This is a genomic window from Streptomyces sp. Tu 2975, assembly GCF_009832925.1.
Lineage (GTDB): Bacteria > Actinomycetota > Actinomycetes > Streptomycetales > Streptomycetaceae > Streptomyces.
Window position 1 is genome coordinate 5,037,483 of the sequence record NZ_CP047140.1, and the last position, 18,845, is coordinate 5,056,327.

General features: G+C 70.1%; 17 protein-coding genes and 2 tRNA genes. 10 read left to right on the forward strand and 9 right to left on the reverse strand.

Annotated elements, in window-relative coordinates; genetic code table 11:
• Positions 1 to 40: 40 nt before the first annotated feature.
• The 6 genes from GLX30_RS22355 to GLX30_RS22380 all read left to right on the forward strand — a co-directional run bounded on the left by GLX30_RS22355 (position 41) and on the right by GLX30_RS22380 (position 5,844).
• On the forward strand, positions 41 to 1,198 hold the full coding sequence (locus GLX30_RS22355) for an ROK family transcriptional regulator (protein ID WP_159695179.1): 1,158 nt from the start codon (positions 41 to 43) through the stop codon (positions 1,196 to 1,198).
• Positions 1,199 to 1,339: 141 nt separating this feature from the next.
• Complete coding sequence (locus tag GLX30_RS22360) at positions 1,340 to 2,230, forward strand: hypothetical protein (RefSeq protein ID WP_159691708.1); 891 nt, start codon at positions 1,340 to 1,342, stop codon at positions 2,228 to 2,230.
• 153 nt (positions 2,231 to 2,383) lie between these two features.
• Positions 2,384 to 3,163, forward strand: coding sequence for an HAD-IIA family hydrolase (locus tag GLX30_RS22365; protein WP_159691710.1), 780 nt, complete (start codon positions 2,384 to 2,386; stop codon positions 3,161 to 3,163).
• Positions 3,164 to 3,803: 640 nt separating this feature from the next.
• Positions 3,804 to 3,953, forward strand: a complete 150-nt coding sequence (locus tag GLX30_RS35440; protein WP_244258254.1) for an MYXO-CTERM sorting domain-containing protein — start codon at positions 3,804 to 3,806, stop codon at positions 3,951 to 3,953.
• Positions 3,954 to 3,955: 2 nt separating this feature from the next.
• Positions 3,956 to 4,651, forward strand: a complete 696-nt coding sequence (locus GLX30_RS22375) for a class F sortase (RefSeq protein ID WP_159691712.1) — start codon at positions 3,956 to 3,958, stop codon at positions 4,649 to 4,651.
• A 173-nt stretch (positions 4,652 to 4,824) separates the two neighbouring features.
• Positions 4,825 to 5,844, forward strand: coding sequence for a glycoside hydrolase family 6 protein (locus GLX30_RS22380; RefSeq protein WP_159691714.1), 1,020 nt, complete (start codon positions 4,825 to 4,827; stop codon positions 5,842 to 5,844).
• A 63-nt stretch (positions 5,845 to 5,907) separates the two neighbouring features.
• Here GLX30_RS22380 and GLX30_RS22385 read toward each other — a convergent pair whose 3' ends face one another.
• The 3 genes from GLX30_RS22385 to GLX30_RS22395 all read right to left on the reverse strand — a co-directional run bounded on the left by GLX30_RS22385 (position 5,908) and on the right by GLX30_RS22395 (position 10,358).
• On the reverse strand, positions 5,908 to 7,851 hold the full coding sequence (locus GLX30_RS22385) for a galactose oxidase-like domain-containing protein (RefSeq protein ID WP_208545595.1): 1,944 nt from the start codon (positions 7,849 to 7,851) through the stop codon (positions 5,908 to 5,910).
• 5 nt (positions 7,852 to 7,856) lie between these two features.
• Complete coding sequence (locus GLX30_RS22390) at positions 7,857 to 9,812, reverse strand: cellulose synthase catalytic subunit (RefSeq protein ID WP_159691718.1); 1,956 nt, start codon at positions 9,810 to 9,812, stop codon at positions 7,857 to 7,859.
• A gap of 472 nt (positions 9,813 to 10,284) precedes the next feature.
• A tRNA-Lys gene (locus GLX30_RS22395) sits at positions 10,285 to 10,358 on the reverse strand.
• 198 nt (positions 10,359 to 10,556) lie between these two features.
• Here GLX30_RS22395 and GLX30_RS22400 point away from each other — a divergent pair.
• The 4 genes from GLX30_RS22400 to GLX30_RS22415 all read left to right on the forward strand — a co-directional run bounded on the left by GLX30_RS22400 (position 10,557) and on the right by GLX30_RS22415 (position 14,480).
• Positions 10,557 to 11,858: a peptidoglycan-binding protein gene (locus tag GLX30_RS22400; protein ID WP_159691720.1), complete on the forward strand. Its 1,302-nt coding sequence runs from the start codon at positions 10,557 to 10,559 to the stop codon at positions 11,856 to 11,858.
• 72 nt (positions 11,859 to 11,930) lie between these two features.
• Positions 11,931 to 13,319, forward strand: a complete 1,389-nt coding sequence (locus GLX30_RS22405) for an SPFH domain-containing protein (RefSeq protein ID WP_159691722.1) — start codon at positions 11,931 to 11,933, stop codon at positions 13,317 to 13,319.
• Positions 13,320 to 13,439: 120 nt separating this feature from the next.
• The gene (locus tag GLX30_RS22410) at positions 13,440 to 14,027 is read left to right on the forward strand and encodes a lytic polysaccharide monooxygenase (RefSeq protein ID WP_159691724.1); all 588 of its coding nucleotides are present in this window, start codon (positions 13,440 to 13,442) and stop codon (positions 14,025 to 14,027) included.
• 162 nt (positions 14,028 to 14,189) lie between these two features.
• Positions 14,190 to 14,480, forward strand: a complete 291-nt coding sequence (locus tag GLX30_RS22415) for a hypothetical protein (protein WP_159691726.1) — start codon at positions 14,190 to 14,192, stop codon at positions 14,478 to 14,480.
• 212 nt (positions 14,481 to 14,692) lie between these two features.
• Here GLX30_RS22415 and GLX30_RS22420 read toward each other — a convergent pair.
• From GLX30_RS22420 to ehuB, 6 genes are all read right to left on the reverse strand, one after another.
• A tRNA-Lys gene (locus GLX30_RS22420) sits at positions 14,693 to 14,766 on the reverse strand.
• A gap of 94 nt (positions 14,767 to 14,860) precedes the next feature.
• Positions 14,861 to 15,619, reverse strand: a complete 759-nt coding sequence (locus tag GLX30_RS22425; RefSeq protein ID WP_159691728.1) for an IclR family transcriptional regulator C-terminal domain-containing protein — start codon at positions 15,617 to 15,619, stop codon at positions 14,861 to 14,863.
• A 166-nt stretch (positions 15,620 to 15,785) separates the two neighbouring features.
• Entirely contained in the window at positions 15,786 to 16,550 is a 765-nt protein-coding gene (ehuA, locus tag GLX30_RS22430) for an ectoine/hydroxyectoine ABC transporter ATP-binding protein EhuA (RefSeq protein WP_159691730.1), read from the reverse strand.
• Positions 16,540 to 17,190, reverse strand: coding sequence for an ectoine/hydroxyectoine ABC transporter permease subunit EhuD (ehuD, locus tag GLX30_RS22435; RefSeq protein ID WP_159691732.1), 651 nt, complete (start codon positions 17,188 to 17,190; stop codon positions 16,540 to 16,542). Before ehuD ends, ehuA begins: the two co-directional genes overlap by 11 nt.
• Complete coding sequence (gene ehuC, locus GLX30_RS22440; RefSeq protein WP_159691734.1) at positions 17,187 to 17,942, reverse strand: ectoine/hydroxyectoine ABC transporter permease subunit EhuC; 756 nt, start codon at positions 17,940 to 17,942, stop codon at positions 17,187 to 17,189. The genes ehuD and ehuC overlap by 4 nt, the downstream gene beginning before the upstream one ends.
• Positions 17,939 to 18,793 carry an ectoine/hydroxyectoine ABC transporter substrate-binding protein EhuB gene (gene ehuB, locus GLX30_RS22445; protein WP_159691736.1) on the reverse strand — a complete coding sequence of 285 codons (855 nt, stop codon included), beginning with the start codon at positions 18,791 to 18,793 and terminating at the stop codon, positions 17,939 to 17,941. Before ehuB ends, ehuC begins: the two co-directional genes overlap by 4 nt.
• Positions 18,794 to 18,845 lie beyond the last annotated feature (52 nt).

Sequence of the window (18,845 nt, forward strand, 5' to 3'; positions counted from 1 at the left end):
AACTGCAAGCGGGGCGGACAATGGAAGGGTGAACAGGAGCATGGCGGGAGTGGGAGCCAATCTGCCGGCGCTGCGCAGCCACAATGCGGCGCTCGTCCTCGACCTGCTGCGAACAGCGGGCGAGGGCGGCATCAGCAGGCTCGAACTGGCCGAGGGTACGGGGCTCACGCCCCAGGCCGTCAGCAAGATTGTCGCCCGATTGCGTGAGGAGGGCACAGTCGGGGAGGCGGGGCAGCGTGCGTCGACCGGCGGCAAACCGCGGACGGTACTGCGCCTCGTGCCCTCCGCGGGGTACGCGCTGGGCGTCCATCTCGACCGTGACGAACTGTCGGCGGTCCTGGTCGACCTGGCCGGAACCCGGGTCGCCGGCCGGAAGGTGCCGCTTGACCTCGGCGCCGGCACCGAGGCGGTCGTCACCAGAGCGGTGGCCGAGGTCGGCGTCCTGCTGGCGGACGCGGACCCGGCCGGACCCGCCGGTCCCGTCCTCGGTGCCGCCGGTCTGCGGGTGCTCGGCGTCGGCGTCGCCATGCCGGGGCCGCTCGACCACTTCAACGGTGTGACCCAGCGTGTCACCGGGTTCCCGCAATGGGAGGGCTTTCCGCTGCGTGACGTGCTCGCCGGACGCCTCGGGCTGCCCGTCGTCCTCGACAAGGACACCAACGCAGCCGCCCTCGGCATCGCGCTACGCGGCCCCGGCGACTCCTTCGCCTACCTCCACCTCGGCACCGGGCTCGGCGCCGGCCTGGTCCTCGGCGGCGTGCTCTACCGGGGCGCACGCACCGACGCGGGCGAGTTCGGCCACCAGGTGATCCAGCTCGACGGGCCGCTGTGCACCTGCGGCAGACGCGGCTGCATCGAGGTGCTCTGCCTGGAAGCGGTCGCCCGTGGCGACCTCGCGGGCGCCGCCCGCGTCCTCGGCGTCGGCGCCACCAACCTCGTGGAACTCCTCGACATCGAACGTGTCCTCCTGGGCGGCCGTGTCGTCGACGCCGCGGCGGACGAGTTCGTACAGGGAGTGCGCGCCGTACTCGCACCGCGCGCCGATGTCCCCGTGACGGCCGCCGCAAGGGACGGCGAGCAGACCGTCGCCGACGGCGCCGCCCAACTCGTGCTCGCCCCGCTCTTCGGCCGGTCGGAAGCGGTCGCCCCTGCCGCCGAGTCCCAGGAGGGGCCGCAGGTCAATCATCCGGGGCCGTGAATACGCTGGCAGGAGGGGCGTTCAGCCGCTGATCGGCCGTACCGGGCCCGCCGTGCCCGCGCCGGCGGGCACACATGGCACGGTCCCGGGCCACGCCCGGGCGATCCCGGCAGTACGCGAGCAAGCAAAGGCCTGCCTCTCATGCGAACGCGCAATGCCCTCGTCCTCGGAGCCGCCGCGGCGCTGATCACGTCCGCCGTGGTCAGCGGCTCCGCCGCCATCGCCTCCCGCGGGCCACAGCGACCCGTCCCCGCCCCGCTCGCCGCGTCCAACGCGCCGGCCGAGGACCGGTCCGGCGACCGGCCCGCCGACCACGCGCGCACCTGCGGCAAGGCGTCCGACCCGGTGTTCCCGATCAGGACCCGGATCCACGGCGGCCCCGCGACCGTCCGGGTGGGGTCGGGCTTCCACTCCTGGTCGGTGGACCTCACGAACAGCACCCGGGAGACCTGTCACCGGATCCATCCGGTGCTCGTCCTCACCGCCCAGGACCGGGGACTGACCGAGGACCGCGTCACCCTCGAGTTCTACGACGAGGACGCGGACCGCTGGCGTCCGGTCGTGCTCGAGGAGACCAGCGAGGACGAGATCGTGGGCGTCTTCGACGGCTTCCAGGGCTTCGTCGTACCGGCCGGCGGGACGGTCACCGTGCGGACAAGGCTTTCGCTCGACGCCGGCACGCCCTCGAACACGGTCACCGTCAACGCGGCCGTCGTGCAGCGCAAGGGCGACGACGGCGACTGGGTGGGGGCGTCGGGGGACGAGCGCTTCACCGTCGTCGCGGGGGAGGGGGGCCGGTCCGCCGAGCCCCGCCCCGCCCGGCCCACCGCGGACCCGTCCCCCAGCGGGTCGCCGACCCCGGCGGCCACGCCGGCCGGGGTGTCACCGAGCCGCTCCGGACAGCTCGCCACCACCGGCTCCGGGCCGCTCACCCGTATCGGCGTCGGGGTCGGCGGCGCGATCCTGCTGGGCGCCGGGGTCCTCGCGCTCCTCACCCGCCGCCGGCGGCGCCCCCGGCCGCGCCCGCGCTGAGCCACACGGCCGCTCGTACCGCGCCGGTGCCGAGGGACGGGCCGCTGACCGTACGGGTCAAGATCCCGGACATCCTGATTAGGCTGTGCGGAGTCGCCACAGCGCAGTCGCGGCGCCCCAGCACGCACACATGCACCGGCAGGAGTCCGTCTGATGGCAGAGCGCAAGCCGATCGAATCCTGGCTCACCGACATGGACGGTGTCCTCATCCACGAGGGCGTCCCGATTCCCGGCGCAGACGCCTTCATCAAGAAGCTGCGGGAGACCGGGAAGCCGTTCCTGGTGCTCACCAACAACTCCATCTACACGGCGCGCGACCTGCACGCCCGGCTGGCCCGCATGGGTCTCGACGTGCCGGTGGAGAACATCTGGACGTCGGCCCTGGCCACCGCGCAGTTCCTCGACGACCAGCGGCCGGGCGGCACCGCCTACGTCATCGGCGAGGCCGGACTGACCACGGCGCTCCACGACATCGGCTACATCCTCACCGACCACGACCCCGACTACGTGGTGCTCGGCGAGACCCGCACCTACAGCTTCGAGTCGCTGACCAAGGCGATCCGGCTGATCAACGGCGGAGCCCGGTTCATCTGCACCAACCCCGACAACACCGGCCCCTCCGCGGAGGGGCCGCTCCCCGCGACGGGCTCCGTCGCCGCGCTGATCACCAAGGCGACCGGCAAGGACCCGTACTTCGCGGGGAAGCCCAATCCGCTGATGATGCGGACCGGGCTGAACGCCATCGGCGCACACTCCGAGACCAGCGCCATGATCGGCGACCGGATGGACACCGACGTGCTCGCGGGACTCGAGGCCGGCATGGAGACCTTCCTGGTGCTCACCGGCTCCACGACCCCTGCCCTGGTCGACCGCTACCCGTTCCGGCCGTCCAAGGTGGTCGACTCGATCGCGGACCTCGTCGACCGCATCTGAGCAGGTCAGCCACGCCGGCGAGATCGGCGGCCGGCCCTGCGGATGCGGAAACGACCCAGACGCGTGACTCTGGCGGTATCAGGAGGTTCACGATGCGTACTGGTTCCATAGCTTTCCGTGTGGCAGGGGTGGCCGCCGTGCTGGTCATGGCGCCCGCGACCGCCGCTTTCGCCGGCAACTCCGTGAAGGCAACGGTGAACCCCGCCACCACCCGCCCCGGCGGCGAGGTCGAGATCCGCGTCGTGGGCTGCCGGGACAGATCCGGCGCCGCCCGGTCCCACGCCTTCGCCGCGGACGCCGAACTGTCGGCGAAGGGCGGGCACGGCTGGCTCACCGGCAGGGCGAAGGTCAGAGCCGACGCCGAGCCCGGTACCTACGCCCTCCGGGTCACCTGCGACCTTCGCGACCACCGGGACGCGGGCAGCGTCCAGGTCGAGCGCCACCCGCACCGGCCGTCCCACCCCGCGAAGCCGTCCCACCCCGCGAAGCCGTCCCACCCCGCGAAGCCGTCGCACCCGTCCAAGCCGGGGCCGTCGCACACCCCGGGCACGAAGAACCACCGGGCCGCCCGTCCCCGAGCGCGTCACGGCCCCACGAATCACCCGTCGCCCCCGTACGGGCGGGCGGAGGCGGCGCCGCCGTGCTCGCTGCCCCGGTCTCGACCGTCGACACGGACGACGCCGGGCCCAGCACCCCGCAGACCGTCATCGGCCTCGCCCTCGCGGGTGTGGCCGCCGTCGCAGTGGCCCTGCGCAGCGCCCGCCGCCGTCGGCGGACGGACGCCGACTAGTCATGTCCGGCGCCGACCGTCCCGCGCCCCCGTCCGGTCCCGCCGCGGCCCCCGGCAACGGCCGGCTCGTCATCGGAGTGGCCTGGGCGGTGCTGGTCCTCGCACTGTGGCTGTGGGGGAGCGAGGCCCCGGGCGCGCACCTCGGCAGCTCCGCGCCGACCACCGGCGACATCGCCGCGGTGGGCCGCCCTCCCGGCATCCCGATGCCCGCCCCGCACCGGCCGATCGACGCCGCGGAGCCGCGCCGGGTGTCCGTCCCCGCCGTCGGCATCGCCGCGCCCGTCGTGTCTCGCGGCCTCGACCCCGCCGGAGCGGTCGACCCGCCCCCGCTGGACTCGCCGCAGACCGTGGGCTGGTACGGCGACGGCACCGAGCCCGGGGAGCCCGGCGCCGCGCTGCTCGTCGGGCACGTCGACACGGAGACGAAGCCCGCCGTGTTCTACGGACTGAGCGCCGCCCGGCCTGGCCAGAAGATCGAGGTGACCCGGGCCGACGGTTCCGTGGCGCAGTTCACCATCGACGACGTCAAGGTCTTCTCCCGCGACCGGTTCGACCCGCAGAAGGTCTACGGCCCGCGTCAGGAGGGCCGTGCCGAACTGCGCCTCATCACCTGCGGGGGCACCTTCGACCGTGCGGCCGGTACCTACACGGCGAACGTCGTCGTGTACGCCTATCTGACGGGTGTGTCCGCGGCCTGACGGACTGCTCGGGCCCGCGGCGGGTCGGCTGTGCCGGGAGCTCGTCACGGTATGCCGACGAGAGCGGCCGGCCCTCCGGGGCGGCGCACGGTGTGTGCCAGGATGGATCGACCGGTCCTGTCCGGGGGACCCACAGGGCCGGACCGTACGCACTGTGCACCAAGGGGGAGTGGATGTACCGCAGTTTGGTCGGCCTGGGTGCCCGGACGGGCGCGTGCCTGGCCGCCGCGGGAGCGGTGCTGCTGACGGCGGGCTGTTCCTCCGACGGCGACGGCGGCAAGGACGACCGGCCGGTCGTCAGCCAGCAGCCCAAGGGCCAGGACCCGTACTGGGTGAACCCGGACGGCAAGGCGGCCCGGCAGGTCGCCGCCTACCGCGACAACGGCGAGAAGGAGAACGCCGCACTGATCACGAAGATCGCGGAGCAGCCGGCAGGCGAATGGATCGGCCCGGACGACCCGGAGGCGGAGGCGGAGGGCATCACCGGGGCGGCGGCGAAGGCCGACCGGGACGCGGTGCTCGTCCTCTACAACATCCCTCACCGAGACTGCGGCCAGTTCTCCAAAGGCGGCGCCGCCGACGGGAACGCCTACCGGGCATGGGTCGACAGCGTCGCCAAGGGCATCGGCGACCGGCGTGCCACGGTGATCCTCGAACCGGACGCGGTACTGCACCTGGTGGACAGCTGCACTCCGCAGGAGTTCCACGAGGAGCGGTACGACCTGCTCAGGGGAGCGGTGGAAAGGCTGAAGCAGCAGCCGGGGACGAAGGTGTACCTGGACGCCGGCAACGCGGGCTGGTCCAACCCGGACGCGCTGTACGACCCGCTGAAGCGCGCCGGTGTGGAGCAGGCCGACGGCTTCGCGGTGAACGTCTCCAACTTCTATCCGACCGACGCCAGCAAGCAGTTCGGCAAGAAGCTCTCGGAGAAGTTCGGCGGCAAGCACTTCGTCATCGACACCAGCCGCAACGGCAACGGCCCCTACACGGAGGGCGATCCGGCGGAGAACTGGTGCAACCCGCCCGGCCGCGCGCTGGGTGAGCCGCCGACGACCAGGACCGGTGACCCGCTCGTCGACGCCTATCTGTGGGTCAAGCGGCCCGGCGAGTCCGACGGTGACTGCAAGGGCGGCCCCAAGGCCGGCGACTGGTGGCCCGAGTACGCGCTCGAACTGGCCAGGAACACCAAGTAGAGCTACGGGAAGGGCCCGGCAGCCGGGGACGCGCTGCCGGGCCCTTCCGCGTTCGGAGGCCCGTTACGGGACCTTCACCCACACCGCCTCGGACGGTGTGCCGGCCTCGTCCGTCACGAAGAACATGTAGTGACCGGACGGCACCAGTGCCCTGTTCGCGGGCACGGTGACCTCCACGCCGTCCGCGGTCTTCTTCATCTCCAGCGCGATCGAGCGCTGGTCGACGTCGGTGACGTGCGTGACCGCGCTGGGCCGCATCAGTTTCGCCGTCTTCAGCGCCTTCTCGCTCTTGACCTCGAAGGTGCCCTTCTCGCCGCGTTCGATCGTCTTCGGACCGCCGGTCACCTCCGGCCTGCTGTCCCGGTAGAGGTAGGGCGGGGTGTAGATCTCGACGCGCTGCTCGAAGACGCCCGGCCGGGTGTTGGCCTTGTCGGAGAAGAGCGAGTCCGAGCCGAAGATCATGACCCGTCCGTCGGGCAGCAGCACAGAGCCGGAGTGGTAGTTGCGGCCCACCGCCGGGTCGGCGACTCGCTGGTAGGTCCCGGTCTTCGGGTCGTACGTGCGGGCCTCGAGCACATCGGAGCCACCGCGCCCCCGGTAGTCCTCCGAGCCGCCGGTGACGAGCACGGAGTCGTCGGGCAGCAGCGAGGCGCTCGGGTAGCGGGTGCCCTTGTCCAGCGAGGGGCCGTCCTTGAAGCGGGGGTTGTCGGCCTTGAGGTCGACCAGCCGGGACTTCTCGCTCGACTTCTCCGACTCGCCGACCCCGCCGCCGCCTATGACCATGAACTTCTGGTCCTGGGCGGGCGGCAGCATGACAGTCGCCGAGGTCTCCATCCGGTCGGGGTCCGACAGGCCGGGAATCTTGGTGAACTTGTTGGTGTCCAGGTCCCAGACGCCCGGGTCGCGGCCGACGTCGGCCGGCCCGTAACCGGCGTTGGAGCCGGAGTAGAACAGCTTTCCGTTGTCCATCAGGAAGATCGCCGGGTAGGTGGGGAACTTCCTGATGACCCCGGTGTACTCCCAGGTCTTCGTCTTCGGGTCGTAGATCTCGTCCTTGCCGGGAACGATCTGCCCGATCTCGTCGAGGCCGGAGAGCGAGAGGACCTTGCCGTCCTCGAGGGTGGTCAGCGTGGGGTACCAGCGGGCCTCGTTCATGGGGTCGACGGGGACGTACTTCTCCGCGACCGGGTCGAACTCGAAGGCCTCCTTGATGCCCTGGAAGTCCTTCTTGTCGAGAGCGAGTTTCTGGGCGATGCCGTAGACGTTGCGCGCGTCGGATCCCCCGAGCCCCTGCACCCGGTAGTTGTCCTCGGTGCCGGTCTCGTACTGCTTGCCCGACTGCTCGGCCTCGACGTAGATACGGCCGAGGCCCGCCTCGGTGCGCAGGAAACGGCCGGTCTTCGGGTCGAAGACCTTCTTCGCCTTCTCCACCAGGACGGGGTCCTTGGAGACGAACGTCTTCCCGTTCTTCTTCCCGGTGAACTTGGTGCCCGCGGGCAGCGTCTTGGGCGCGTCCGGGTCCTCGTTGTGGACGATCATCAGGCCGCCGGCCTTGGTGACGTCGCCCTTGAGCTTCTCGTACCGCTTGGTGCCGCCCGCGACCAGCAGCTTGCCGTCGGGCAGCTGGGTGTGCCCGGCGCAGAACATGTCCTTGGGGGTGGGGATCTTCTTGAAGGTGTTCGTCTCCGGGTCCCACAGCACCGACTCGAACTTCTTGGCGTCGAAGTTCTTCTGGTTGTTGCCGGAACCGGCGATCAGCAGCACCTTGCCGGTGTGCAGCAGCGCGGCGTGGATGCTGTTGATCCTGAACTCGGAAGGGACGTCGAGGAAGTCCCAGTGTCCGTTCGCCGCCTTGTACTCCGGCTTGTTGATCTCGTAGTCGTGGTACTGCTCCGAGCCGAAGCGCCAGATGGCGGGTCCGTTGAACCCGGCGACCACCACGATCACCGCCGCGCCGATGGCTATTCGGCGGGCGCGGTTCTTGCGGTGGTTCGGCCGCGCGGGCATCGTGCTCATTTCTTACGTCCCCCAAGGGCGATCTGCATGGTCTGGTCCGTGGTCGCTCCGGGACCTGGGCGGGGGTCCGCGAAACGGGGCCGTTGCTGCGGCACATGAGGGCCGCCGGAGCCCGGCCCGGCCGGCGGCCGGTCTCCCGCGTGCCGTCTCCTGCGCTTCTTCTTCTCCGTGGCGATGCCGTGCCGCCAGGCGAAGATCGGCGCGGCCGTGATCAGCAGCGCCAACGACGCCCAGGTGATCATCGCCGGATGGTTGTGCCCGAGCCAGAACGAAGAGGCGAGCGAGCCTCCGAAGACGGCGATGAAGAACAGGTGGATGCGGAACGTGCCGAACAGGGTGTCGGGGCTCGACGAGTCGCCCTTGGGGGTCACCACGAACGAGCTCTTGCGCCGCAGTACGGCGTCCATCAGCGAACGGGCGTAGATGGGCGCGGAGAGCGCCGACATCACCATGCCGGCGAGGCCGCCGGAGCCCTCCGGCTCGTGCGGCGACACGTTGTGCCGGCGGTTCCAGATGTACAGGCCGATCTGGAGGGCGGAGGCGTTGCCGTAGAGCATCATCCAGATGGCCGGGTCGATCTGCACACCGGAGGCGCCCATGCCCAGGAACAGCGCGCAGCTCAGGGCCGCGAGGATCCAGTTGAGGGCGGACATCGGATAGAAGATGATCATCATCGTGTAGTTGAAGAGCTTGCCGGGCGGCAGGGTGCCGAAGCCCTTCCAGTACTGCTTGAGGATCGTCTCGTACGTGCCGCGGGACCAGCGCAGCTGCTGGGTGAAGAAGTCGGTCCACGCCGTGGGGCCCTCGCCGACGGCCAGTACGTCGGGCGTGTAGACCGAGCGCCACTTGTTGCCGGTGGCCGGGTTGGTGGCGCGGTGCATCTCGAAGCCGGTGGCCATGTCCTCGGTGATCGAGTCGTACAGCCCGCCGATCTGTTTGATGGCCCTGATGCGCACGGCGTTGGAGGTGCCGACGAACATCGGGGCGCCGTAGCGGTTGCCCGCCCGCTGGATCAGGGCGTGGAAGAGGAACTGCTGCGACTCGGCGGCCTTGGTGACGAAGGTGTCGTAGTTGCCGTAGACCTGCGGGCCGATGACGAAGCCGACGTCCGGGTCGCGGAAGTAGCCGAGCATCCGCTCCAGGTAGTTGGGCAGCGGGACATGGTCGGTGTCGACGGAGGCGAAGAAGTCGTAGTTGCCGCCGTGCGCATCGAGCCACGCGTTGTAGTTGCCGTGCTTGGTCTTCGCCCGGTGCGCGCCCTTCTCCTGGTTCCACCTGGCGACGCCCTTACGGGAGAAGTGGTGGACGCCGAGACGGGCGCAGACCTCCTTGACGGCCGGGTCGTCGCCCTCGTCGAGCAGCCAGACGTGCATCAGACCCCGGTGCCGGATCTTCACCGCCGCCTCGAGGGTCTTCGTCACCATCTCCAGGGGCTCCTTGCCCGGCACGAAGGAGGTGAGGAAGGCGACGCGGGTGCCGGACTCGGGCACCACCGGCACCGGGTCGCGTGCCACCAGCGTCGCGTGGGCGTTGGACAGGACGTTCATCGTCCGGAACAGCTCGATCAGGCCGATCGAGACGAGCATGACGATGTCGAGGACGAGCAGCAGGTCGTTCTCGAGGTTCGGGTCGCGGTCGGTCCAGTGCTGGGGCTGCATCAGCCAGGCGAACAGGCCCAGCGACAGCAGCGGCGCGGCACCGAGCAGCAGTGCGGCACGTATCCGGTGGGGCTCCTGCGAGAGCAGCGAGCGGTACCGGACCGTGTACGGCCGGTTGGGGTCGGGCTGCGTGAGGGGGCCCGCCAGCCGGCTGTAGTGCTCGTAGTCGTAACGCGGCAGCGCCTTCCTCGGGCGCAGCCGCGCGGTGGCGGCACGCAGGTGCGCGGGCACCCGCAGCTGTGTGGTCCGCGAAGAGTCTTCCGGCTGCCCGGTGCCGTCCGGCGTCGACTGCATTGATCATCCCCCCGCACGCGGGGTCTACGCGTGCTGTGGTCGGTCGTGTCACCTGGGGCCGCAGGATCCCCTGTACCTGCTGTCCCGGGCATGTCAGTGGTGGCTGGCCACCGTTCCTACAGACATGAAACGGTCACCCTTCGGTTGCATGATGCCCGTCGCGTGTTCCGGCCGTGAAGGGGCCCCCACCCCTTGCTCCGCGCACCGGAAGCGGCCCCCGAAACCGCACCCAACTGCCCAAACCGGGCGCTTAATTGGAGTGACCGGCTCCACCATAGGTTCTCGGAGCCCAGTCATGATCGCAAGGGCGAAACGGGCCGTTAACCGATCGTATGCGCGATTTGGAACCCTCTCGGGTCGGAGGTTTCCGACCGGTAGGCATTGGCCGGAAATGATCGTACGCACGGCCAAGGGGGCGCCGACGGTACGACCGAGGCCCCCTCGCCTGTGGCGAGGGGGCCTCGGTTCCGCGTGCGCCGCCAGGGACTCGAACCCCGGACCCGCTGATTAAGAGTCAGCTGCTCTAACCAACTGAGCTAGCGGCGCCTGCTGACCTGGAGAACTCTACCGGAACTCCGACGGTGCTCCGCGCAACCACACTGGTCGCCGCGAGGACGCGCCACAGCCTGTCGAATCATCATTTTTAACCTTTGATCCGTCAAAATGCGTTATGTCCATACCGCTGGGACACTGGCGCCCGTGAAACATCGTCAGAAGATCTTGCTGAGTGCGGAGGGGACAGACATGGCTGCCGTACCGGTCTTCGAGGAGTTCGAGCCCGCCGCGGACTGCGGCTGCGCGGGGTGCGCGCACCGGCGCCGCACGCTCGCGGCCGGGGAACACCCCTCGGCGCAGGGCTGCCGCAGGGCGCTGGTCGTGGTCACCGCCGCCGGGGTCGTCCTGGGAGCCACGGGAACGGGGGCGGTGGCGAAGAACGCCTCCCCCGCCGCCGCGCGATCCGGGGAACGGCCCGGAGAGCGGACCGCCGAACCGGGGCCGGCCACCGAACAGGGCGGCACCGCGCCGCTGCACGGCCCCGGCGGCCGGCCCGCCGCAGCGAAGGCGCCGCTGCGCGCCAGCACCCGCGCGGAGATCATCAACCGCGCCAAGAAATGGGTCGACGCCAAGGTGCCGTACAGCATGTCGAAGTACTGGTCCGACGGGTACCGCCAGGACTGCTCCGGCTATGTGTCGATGGCCTGGAACCTGGCGAAGAACGAGTGGACCGGCAGCCTCGCCCAGTTCGGCGACCGGATCCTGCGCGACGATCTCCAGGCCGGGGACATCCTGCTCTTCCACAATCCGGCCGACCCGACGGGCGGCTCGCACGTCACGATCTTCGGCGGCTGGACCGACTACACGCACACCCACTACACGGCGTACGAGCAGACCAAGCCGCACACCCGCAAACAGGCCACGCCGATGGCCTACTGGAACAACTCGGCCTCCTACGTCGCCTACCGCTACAAGGGCCTCGGTACCGGCGCCGGCGCGGCCGGGGGACAACGGGAGGCCGTTGCCTTCCCGGGCGTCACCCGCTTCGGGACGGGCACGAACAACGCGTCCGTCACGCGCCTCGGCGAGATGCTCGTGGCGCGCGGCGGCAAGCGGTTCTACCGGGAGGGGCCCGATCCGCGCTGGACGGAGGCCGACCGGCGGGCGACCCGGGCCTTCCAGCGTGCCCAGGGCTGGCGCGGCAAGGAGGCGGACGGCCTGCCGGGACCGCACACCTGGCGGCTGCTGGTGAACAAGCAGGGAAGGAACATCCCCGCCGCGAAGCCGGCGGCCAACGGCCCGAACGCCGGTAGGCCGGCCTTTCCCGGCCGCGCCCACTTCCGGCCCGGCCGCTCCAACGCGTACGTCACCCAACTGGGCAAGCGCCTGGTCGAGCGTGGTTACGGCAAGCACTACACGTCCGGACCGAGTCCGCGCTGGCGGGAGGCGGACCGCCGCAACGTCCAGGCGTTCCAGCGCGCCCAGGGCTGGCGCGGCGCGGCGGCGGACGGCTATCCGGGGCCGGAGACCTGGAGGCGTCTCTTCTCCTAGGACCCCGGTCCCGGGGCACCGGGCACGAGCACACCCGACGACACAACAGAGCGACCAGCTAAGGCGGCAGGCATGAACACCACGACGTCGGAGCCGGAGGGCACCGTGCCGTCCGAGAGCCCGCGGCGCAACTTCGTCATCGCGAGCGAGACGACGACCGAGATCCCCGTCCACCTGCTGTTCAGGGAGGACACGGCCCCGCTGCGGCCCACCGTCGTGGCGCGGCGGCAGGGCACGGGCGAGCAGCCGAGGGTCGGGCACGAACCGCCCGCCGCGCACGAGTCCCAGCAGGGGCACGGCACCGGGCCCGGCGTCCTCGACCCGCAGCAGCAGGACCCGCGGACGCAGGACCTGAAGAAGCCGGACCTGCGGAAGGCCGATACGGACAAGCCCGACCTGACGAAGCGCCGGCCACACGAGCGCCCGGACGAGCCCGATCCGCGGCAGCCGCGCCAGGACGGGTCCGGAGCGCAGAAGTCCGGACAGCAGAAGTCTGGACCGCAGCAGCCGGGACCGCGGAAGTCCTCCGCCGCGGCCCGGCCCGTGCCGCCCGTCGATCCGCAGCTCGCCGAGCGCCCCGGACCCGTACTGCCTGGCTGGACGGGGCTCGTCGCGGGCGGCTGCTCGCTCGCCGGGATCGGTGCGGTGATCTGGGGGACCGGGGCGGTGCCGGACGCGCTCGCGGCCGTGTTCGGGCTGACCCCGCCGCCGTACGGGGGCATCGGGATCTGGCTGTGGTGCCTGCTCACACTCGGGGTGATCCTGGCGCTCTTCGCGCTCGGCGGGCTCGGGCGGGGCCAGGTCGGCCGGGCGTGGGTGCTCACGCTCTGCGGCGACTACCGCGGCAGTGTGCGGCGTACCGGACTGGTGTGGGTCAGCCCGCTGGTGCTGCGCCGGCGGATCGACGTACGGCTGCGGCACTGGCGCAGCGAGCCGATGGCCGTCGTCGACGCCGAGGGAGCGCCGCTGCGTGCGGTGGTGCTGGTGGTGTGGCGGGTCAAGGACACGGCGCGCGCCGCACTCGGCGTGGCCGACCACGAGGCGTATCTGCGGGAGCAGGTGGAGGCGGCCACCGCGCGGGTCTTCTCGCAGCTGCCCGCCGACGCCTTCCTCCCGGCGGTGCCGACGCTGCGCAACGCGGAGGCGGTCGGGGACAGGCTGACGAAGATGCTGGCGGCGCAGTGCGCGGCGGTCGGGGTCGAGGTCTTCGCGGCGCAGCCGGTGGCCGTCGACTACGCGCCGGAGGTGGCGGCCGCGATGCAGCGCCGCCGGGTCGCGGCGATCGACGCCAAGCACCGGAACACCGTGCTGACTTCGGTGGTGGACGCGGTCGAGGAGACGGTGGGCAGGCTGACCGCGCGTGGCCTGGTCGATCTGGACGACTACGAGCGCAAGGCACTGGTGAAGGATCTGACCGTTGCCTTCTACACGGGTCGGGCGGGCGCCGTCGAGGCCCCGTGATTGGTCTGGACATCTCCAACGGGCGTCAATACATTGGAACTTGGTCTAGACCGGAACAAGCAATACCGCACGCGTGCAGCAAGTGCCTCGGAACTCCCCACGTTCTACCAGGAGCCAAGCATGCGAATGAAGATAGGCGCGGCCGCGGTCGGCCTCGTCGTGACGGGTGCGACCCTGCTCGCCACAGGCAGCGCGAGCAGCCACGGCTACACCGACTCACCGATCAGCCGGCAGAAGCTCTGCGCCAACAAGACGGTGAGCAACTGCGGCCAGATCCAGTGGGAGCCGCAGAGCGTCGAGGGCCCGAAGGGCTTCCCGGCCGCGGGTCCGGCCGACGGCAGGATCTGTGCGGGCGGCAACGGTCAGTTCGCCGAACTGGACGACCCGCGCGGCGGAACCTGGCCCACCACCAAGGTCAGCTCGGGCCAGAACTACACCTTCCGCTGGCAGTTCACCGCCAGGCACCGCACCACCGACTTCAAGTACTACATCACCAAGGCCGGCTGGAACCCGAGTCAGCCGCTGACCAGGGCCGCACTGGAGTCGCAGCCCTTCCTGACCATCCCTTACGGCGGTCAGCAGCCGCCGGCCACCCTGTCCCACTCCGGCAACCTTCCCCAGCGGTCGGGCCGCCATCTGATCCTGGCGGTGTGGACGGTGCACGACACGGCGAACGCCTTCTACGCCTGCTCCGACGTGCAGTTCTGACGGCAGGCCGGTCACACCGCGGCGACCCCTTCCGCCGGGGGTCGCCGTGGTCGTGTGCCCGTTGTGCCCCGTGATGTTCATGGAAAGCGGGTGCACCTGGCAGGATCATCGGATGACCGTGAATCGATCCCTCCTTCGCCGTCCGGAGGGCCGCCCGCAGCCATGCTGATCGATCTGGAGAAAACCGAACAGCTCCCCGGCGGACTGTGCCTCGCTCACGCGCGCACCCCCATCGGACCGGTCGTCGCCCGCTGGTGCGGTGACCCCGACGCACTGCCCGGCCGGTACGACGCCGAGTGGACGGTCGACGAGGACGTGGCCTGGCTGGCCAACACGCATCCCGCCCCGAGCAGTCCTACCGGATCGGCCCGCGGTCGGACGGTCTGCTGCTGCGCGGTCGGCTCGACGATGTCGCCCGTGCCGCCGCCGTCCTGGACCTGGCGGGGACCTTGATCCTGCTGGACCTGGCCGGCCCGCTGCCGGACGGGGCCCTCGGAACATGGATCGACATCCACGCGGAGCGGGAGAAGGTGGCCCTCTACCCGTACGAACTGTGAGGAGCGCCATATCGGCGCACGGGTCGGTGCCCTGCGGCAGGTGTACCTCACGCGGAAAAGCCCTGTGGGGCATCCCGAATCACCGGAATGCCCCACAGGGTCTGGTTGTGCGCCGCCAGGGACTCGAACCCCGGACCCGCTGATTAAGAGTCAGCTGCTCTAACCAACTGAGCTAGCGGCGCCTCTTCTGTCCGCCGCTCCGCGGCTGACTCATTAATAGTACCTGGCCGGAAGGGGTGCTCCGGACCAGGTACGAGGTGGGCGCCGCGGACGGCTCTAGATCGCGAGCGATAGCACCACCGGGGCCGCCCGGCGGTTCAGGGTGTCGGCGGCCGAGCGCAGCCGGTGCGCGTGCTCGACCGGGAGGGACAGCGCCAGGCAGCCCACGGAGGAGCCGGCCGTCAGCGGAACGGCGGCGCACACGGTGCCCACCGCGTACTCCTGGAGGTCCAGGACGGGGACTGTCGGCGGCTGGCTGTCCAGCTTGGAGAAGAGCAGCCGCTCGCTGGTGATCGTGCGCGAGGTCAGACGGGCGATCTTGTGCCGGGAGAGATGGTCGCGGCGGCCGTTCACGTCGAGCTGGGTCAGCAGACACTTGCCGACCGCGCTGGCGTGGGCGGCGGAGCGGAAGTCCACCCACTCGTTCACCTTCGGTGTGCCAGGGCCGTCGGCGAACTGGGTGATCTTGACCTCGCCGTCGATGTAACGGCTGATGTAGACGGCGGCGCCGACCGAGTCGCGCAGCTCGGTCAGGGTGTCCTGGAGCTTGGCCGCCAGCGCCTCCTTGCGGGTGGCGCCGGAGCCCAGCAGGACCAGTGATTCGCCGATCACGTAGGCGCCGTCGGCGACCTGCTCCACATATGCCTCGCGGCGGAGCATGGCCAGCAGCGGGGCGAGGTGGCCGGTCGGCAGGCCGGTCTCCCGTGCGATCTGGACGTCGGTGACTCCGCCACTGTGCTTGGAGATCGTCTCCAGGACGCGCAAGACGTATTGCACCGAGTGGAACGGCGCGGTCGGCTCCGGCTTCAGCGCCACGGTTTCCCCCTAGCAGGTTGTTACCGCAAGCTTCCCTACCACGATAGCGGCCAAGACCCGTTTGATGGGCGCCTGTTGGCGTAAATGATGAGGCGCCCCGCGTCACACGCTGGGGCGCATCACCATGGCATATGCCAGAGGCCGGACCGGCCGACGGAGTAACAGGTCAGAGCACCGCACCGAGGAATTCGCGAGTACGTTCGTGCTCCGGATCCGAGAAGATTTTTTCCGGCGGCCCGGACTCGATCACCTTCCCGGCGTCGAACATGAGCACGTCGTCCGAGATGTCACGGGCGAAATTCATCTCATGGGTCACACAGAGCATGGTGATGTCCGTGGTGCGCGCGATGTCGCGCAGCAGGTCCAGCACCCCGGCGACCAGCTCGGGGTCGAGCGCCGAGGTCACCTCGTCGAGCAGCAGCACCTGCGGCCGCATGGCCAGCGCCCGGGCGATCGCCACCCGCTGCTGCTGGCCGCCGGAGAGCTGCGTCGGCTTCGCGTCGCAGCGGTCGGCCAGCCCCACCAGGTCGAGGAGCTCCTTGGCGCGCACCTCGGCCTCGTCCTTGGAGAGGCCCAGCACCCGCACCGGGGCCTCCGTCAGGTTCCGCAGCACGGTCATGTTGGGGAACAGGTTGAACTGCTGGAAGACCATGCCGATCTTCTTCCGCGCCTCGCGGCGCTCCTTCTCGGGGGCCGGGAAGAGCCGGTTGCCGTGCACCTGGATCGTGCCCTCGTCGGGCCTCTCCAAGGTCATCAGCAGCCGCAGGATCGTGGTCTTGCCCGAGCCGGACGGGCCGATCAGCGTGACGTGCTTGCCCGGGCGGACCGAGAAGCAGAGATCGTCGAGGACCGTGTTGTCGCCGAATCTCTTGGTGACGTTGTCGAACCGGATCAGGGTGTCGGGCGTGGTGCCGGTGAGGTCAGCGGACAAGGCGGCGCTCCAGGGCTCGTACGAGAAGAGAAGCCGGATAGGCGATGAGGACGAAGGCGATGCCGATCAGGGTCAGCGGCTCGGTGTACTGGAACGTCGACGCGCTCTCCAGCCGCGACTGCTGGAGCAGCTCCAGCACGCCGATCGCCGCGAGCAGCGGAGTGTCCTTGAGCATCGCGATGACGTAGTTGCCGAGCGCAGGCGTGATCCGGCGTACGGCCTGCGGCAGGATGACCGCGATCCAGGTGCGGTGGGCGGGCAGGCTCAGTGCCGTGGCCGCCTCCCACTGCCCGGGCGGCACCGCTTCGATGCCGGCGCGGTAGACCTGCGCGGTGTATGTCGAGTAGTGCAGCCCGATCGCGATCGTGCCCGTGGTCAGGGCGGAGAACTGCACGCCCCATTCCGGCAGCACGAAGTAGAGGAAGAACAGCTGTACCAGCAGCGGGGTGGTGCGGATGAACTCGGTGACGAGGTTCACCGGCCACCGGATGAAACGGGTCGGCGCCCTGAACGCGATCGCCCAGACGAGGCCGAGGGTGAACGAGATCAACGAGCCGAGCACCAGCACCTGCAGCGTGATCAGCACGCCGTCCCAGAAGCGCGGCATGAAGTCCGCGATCGCGGACCAGTCCCAGGTCACTTCGAAGCACCCCCCGCCACCGCCGTGCCGGCGAGCTTGTCCTCGGCGCGCTCACGGCCCGGGTCCTTGGCGAACAGGCCGCCGAGCAGACCGGGCGGCGATTCGATGCCGAGGTTCCGTTTGGTCCTGCGCTCCAGCGCCTTCATCGAACGCGTAAGGACGAAGGCGAGCACGAAGTAGATGACCAGGCTGATGGTGTAGATCTGGGCACTCTCCTGAGTGGCCAGCCGCACCAGGTAGGCGGCGAAGGAGACGTCACCCACACCCAGCAGCGACACCAGGGCCGTGCCCTTGAGCAGTTCGATCAGCAGGTTGCAGAACGACGGCATCATCTCCGGCACCGCCTGCGGCAGCAGGATCAGCCGCAGCCGCTGCCACGGCGTGAAGCTCAGCGCGATGCCCGCCTCGCGCTGCGCGACGGCCACCGAGTTGAGCGCGCCCCGCACGATCTCGGCGCCGTACGCGCCGTACGACAGGCCGAGCGCCAGCACCGCGGCCCACATGGGGACGAGCTGCCGACCCATGAGCGGGGGCACCACGAAGAACAGCCAGAACATCAGCACCAGCGCGGAGGTGCCCCGGAAGATCTCGGTGTAGAAGCCCGCCAGGAAGCGGACGGTCCGCGAGCGGTGGGTGCGCGCCGTGCCGACGGTGAAGGCGACGACGGCCGCCAGGGCCGCGCTGTAGACCAGCAGTTGAACGGTGATCCAGATACCGGGCAGCACCCAGTTCTGCCAGAGTCCGGCTGTCATCGGCACAGCTCCTCGGCAGTGAGCGTGGTCATCTCGTTCTTCGTGAATCCGAACGGCTTCAGGATGCGGAAGAGCTCGCCGCTCTTCTTCATCTTGTGGATCTCCACGTTGAAGGCGTCACGCAGCTCGGTGTCGGTCGGCCGGAACGCGAACCCGCCGCCGTCGATCTGCTTCTCGCCGTCGACCACGGCCGCGAACGGCTCGGTCGCCTCCGCCTTCGTGCTCTTCCTCACCACCTCGCGGGCGGTCAGCGCGGTGCCCGCGAAGACGTCCACGCGTCCGGACTCGACGGCGTTCAGCCCGGCCACCTGGTCCTGGAGGATGACGATGTCCTTCTCCGGAATGCCCGCGGCGACCGCGTAGGCGATCTCGGCGTAGCCCGTTCCGGTGGAGAATCTCGCCTTCGCCTTCACCACGTCCTCGTAGGTGCGCAGGTTCTTCGGGTTGCCCTTGCGCACGATGAAAGAGTCGAGCATCTGGTACTCGGGGTCGGCGAAGATGACCTGCTCGCACCGCTCCTTGTTGATGTACATCCCCGCGGAGACCACATCGAACTGCTGTGAGTTCAACCCGGGTATGAGGGAGGCGAAGTCGGTCGCGACCGGCTGGACACTGTCTATCCCGAGCCGCTGGAAGATGACCCGGGCCAGCTCAGGGGCCTCGCCCGTGAACTCGCCCTGTTCATCGACATAGCCGTACGGCACCTCGCCCGCGATGCCGAGGCGCACGGTGCCCTGGGACTTCAGCCGGGCCAGCGCGTCGCCGGACGGCACGCGACTGCACCCCGCCGCACCGGCGACGGTCAGCGCGCCGGCGGCCGCCGTGCCGAGCAACAGGGCGCGTCTGCTCATCGATCCTGGTTGTCTTGTACGAGCCATGGGCGCGCGGCTACCCGGGCGCTCG

Coding starts and splice junctions, on each gene's coding strand:
- GLX30_RS22355 (WP_159695179.1), top strand. CDS start 41: ATGGCGGGAGTGGGAGCCAATCTGCCGGCGCTGCGCAGCCACAATGCG.
- GLX30_RS22380 (WP_159691714.1), top strand. CDS start 4,825: ATGTACCGCAGTTTGGTCGGCCTGGGTGCCCGGACGGGCGCGTGCCTG.
- GLX30_RS22415 (WP_159691726.1), top strand. CDS start 14,190: ATGCTGATCGATCTGGAGAAAACCGAACAGCTCCCCGGCGGACTGTGC.
- GLX30_RS22360 (WP_159691708.1), top strand. CDS start 1,340: ATGCGAACGCGCAATGCCCTCGTCCTCGGAGCCGCCGCGGCGCTGATC.
- ehuB (WP_159691736.1), bottom strand. CDS start 18,793: ATGAGCAGACGCGCCCTGTTGCTCGGCACGGCGGCCGCCGGCGCGCTG.
- GLX30_RS22405 (WP_159691722.1), top strand. CDS start 11,931: ATGAACACCACGACGTCGGAGCCGGAGGGCACCGTGCCGTCCGAGAGC.
- GLX30_RS22365 (WP_159691710.1), top strand. CDS start 2,384: ATGGCAGAGCGCAAGCCGATCGAATCCTGGCTCACCGACATGGACGGT.
- ehuC (WP_159691734.1), bottom strand. CDS start 17,942: ATGACAGCCGGACTCTGGCAGAACTGGGTGCTGCCCGGTATCTGGATC.
- GLX30_RS22375 (WP_159691712.1), top strand. CDS start 3,956: ATGTCCGGCGCCGACCGTCCCGCGCCCCCGTCCGGTCCCGCCGCGGCC.
- GLX30_RS22400 (WP_159691720.1), top strand. CDS start 10,557: ATGGCTGCCGTACCGGTCTTCGAGGAGTTCGAGCCCGCCGCGGACTGC.
- GLX30_RS22385 (WP_208545595.1), bottom strand. CDS start 7,851: ATGCCCGCGCGGCCGAACCACCGCAAGAACCGCGCCCGCCGAATAGCC.
- GLX30_RS22390 (WP_159691718.1), bottom strand. CDS start 9,812: ATGCAGTCGACGCCGGACGGCACCGGGCAGCCGGAAGACTCTTCGCGG.
- GLX30_RS22410 (WP_159691724.1), top strand. CDS start 13,440: ATGCGAATGAAGATAGGCGCGGCCGCGGTCGGCCTCGTCGTGACGGGT.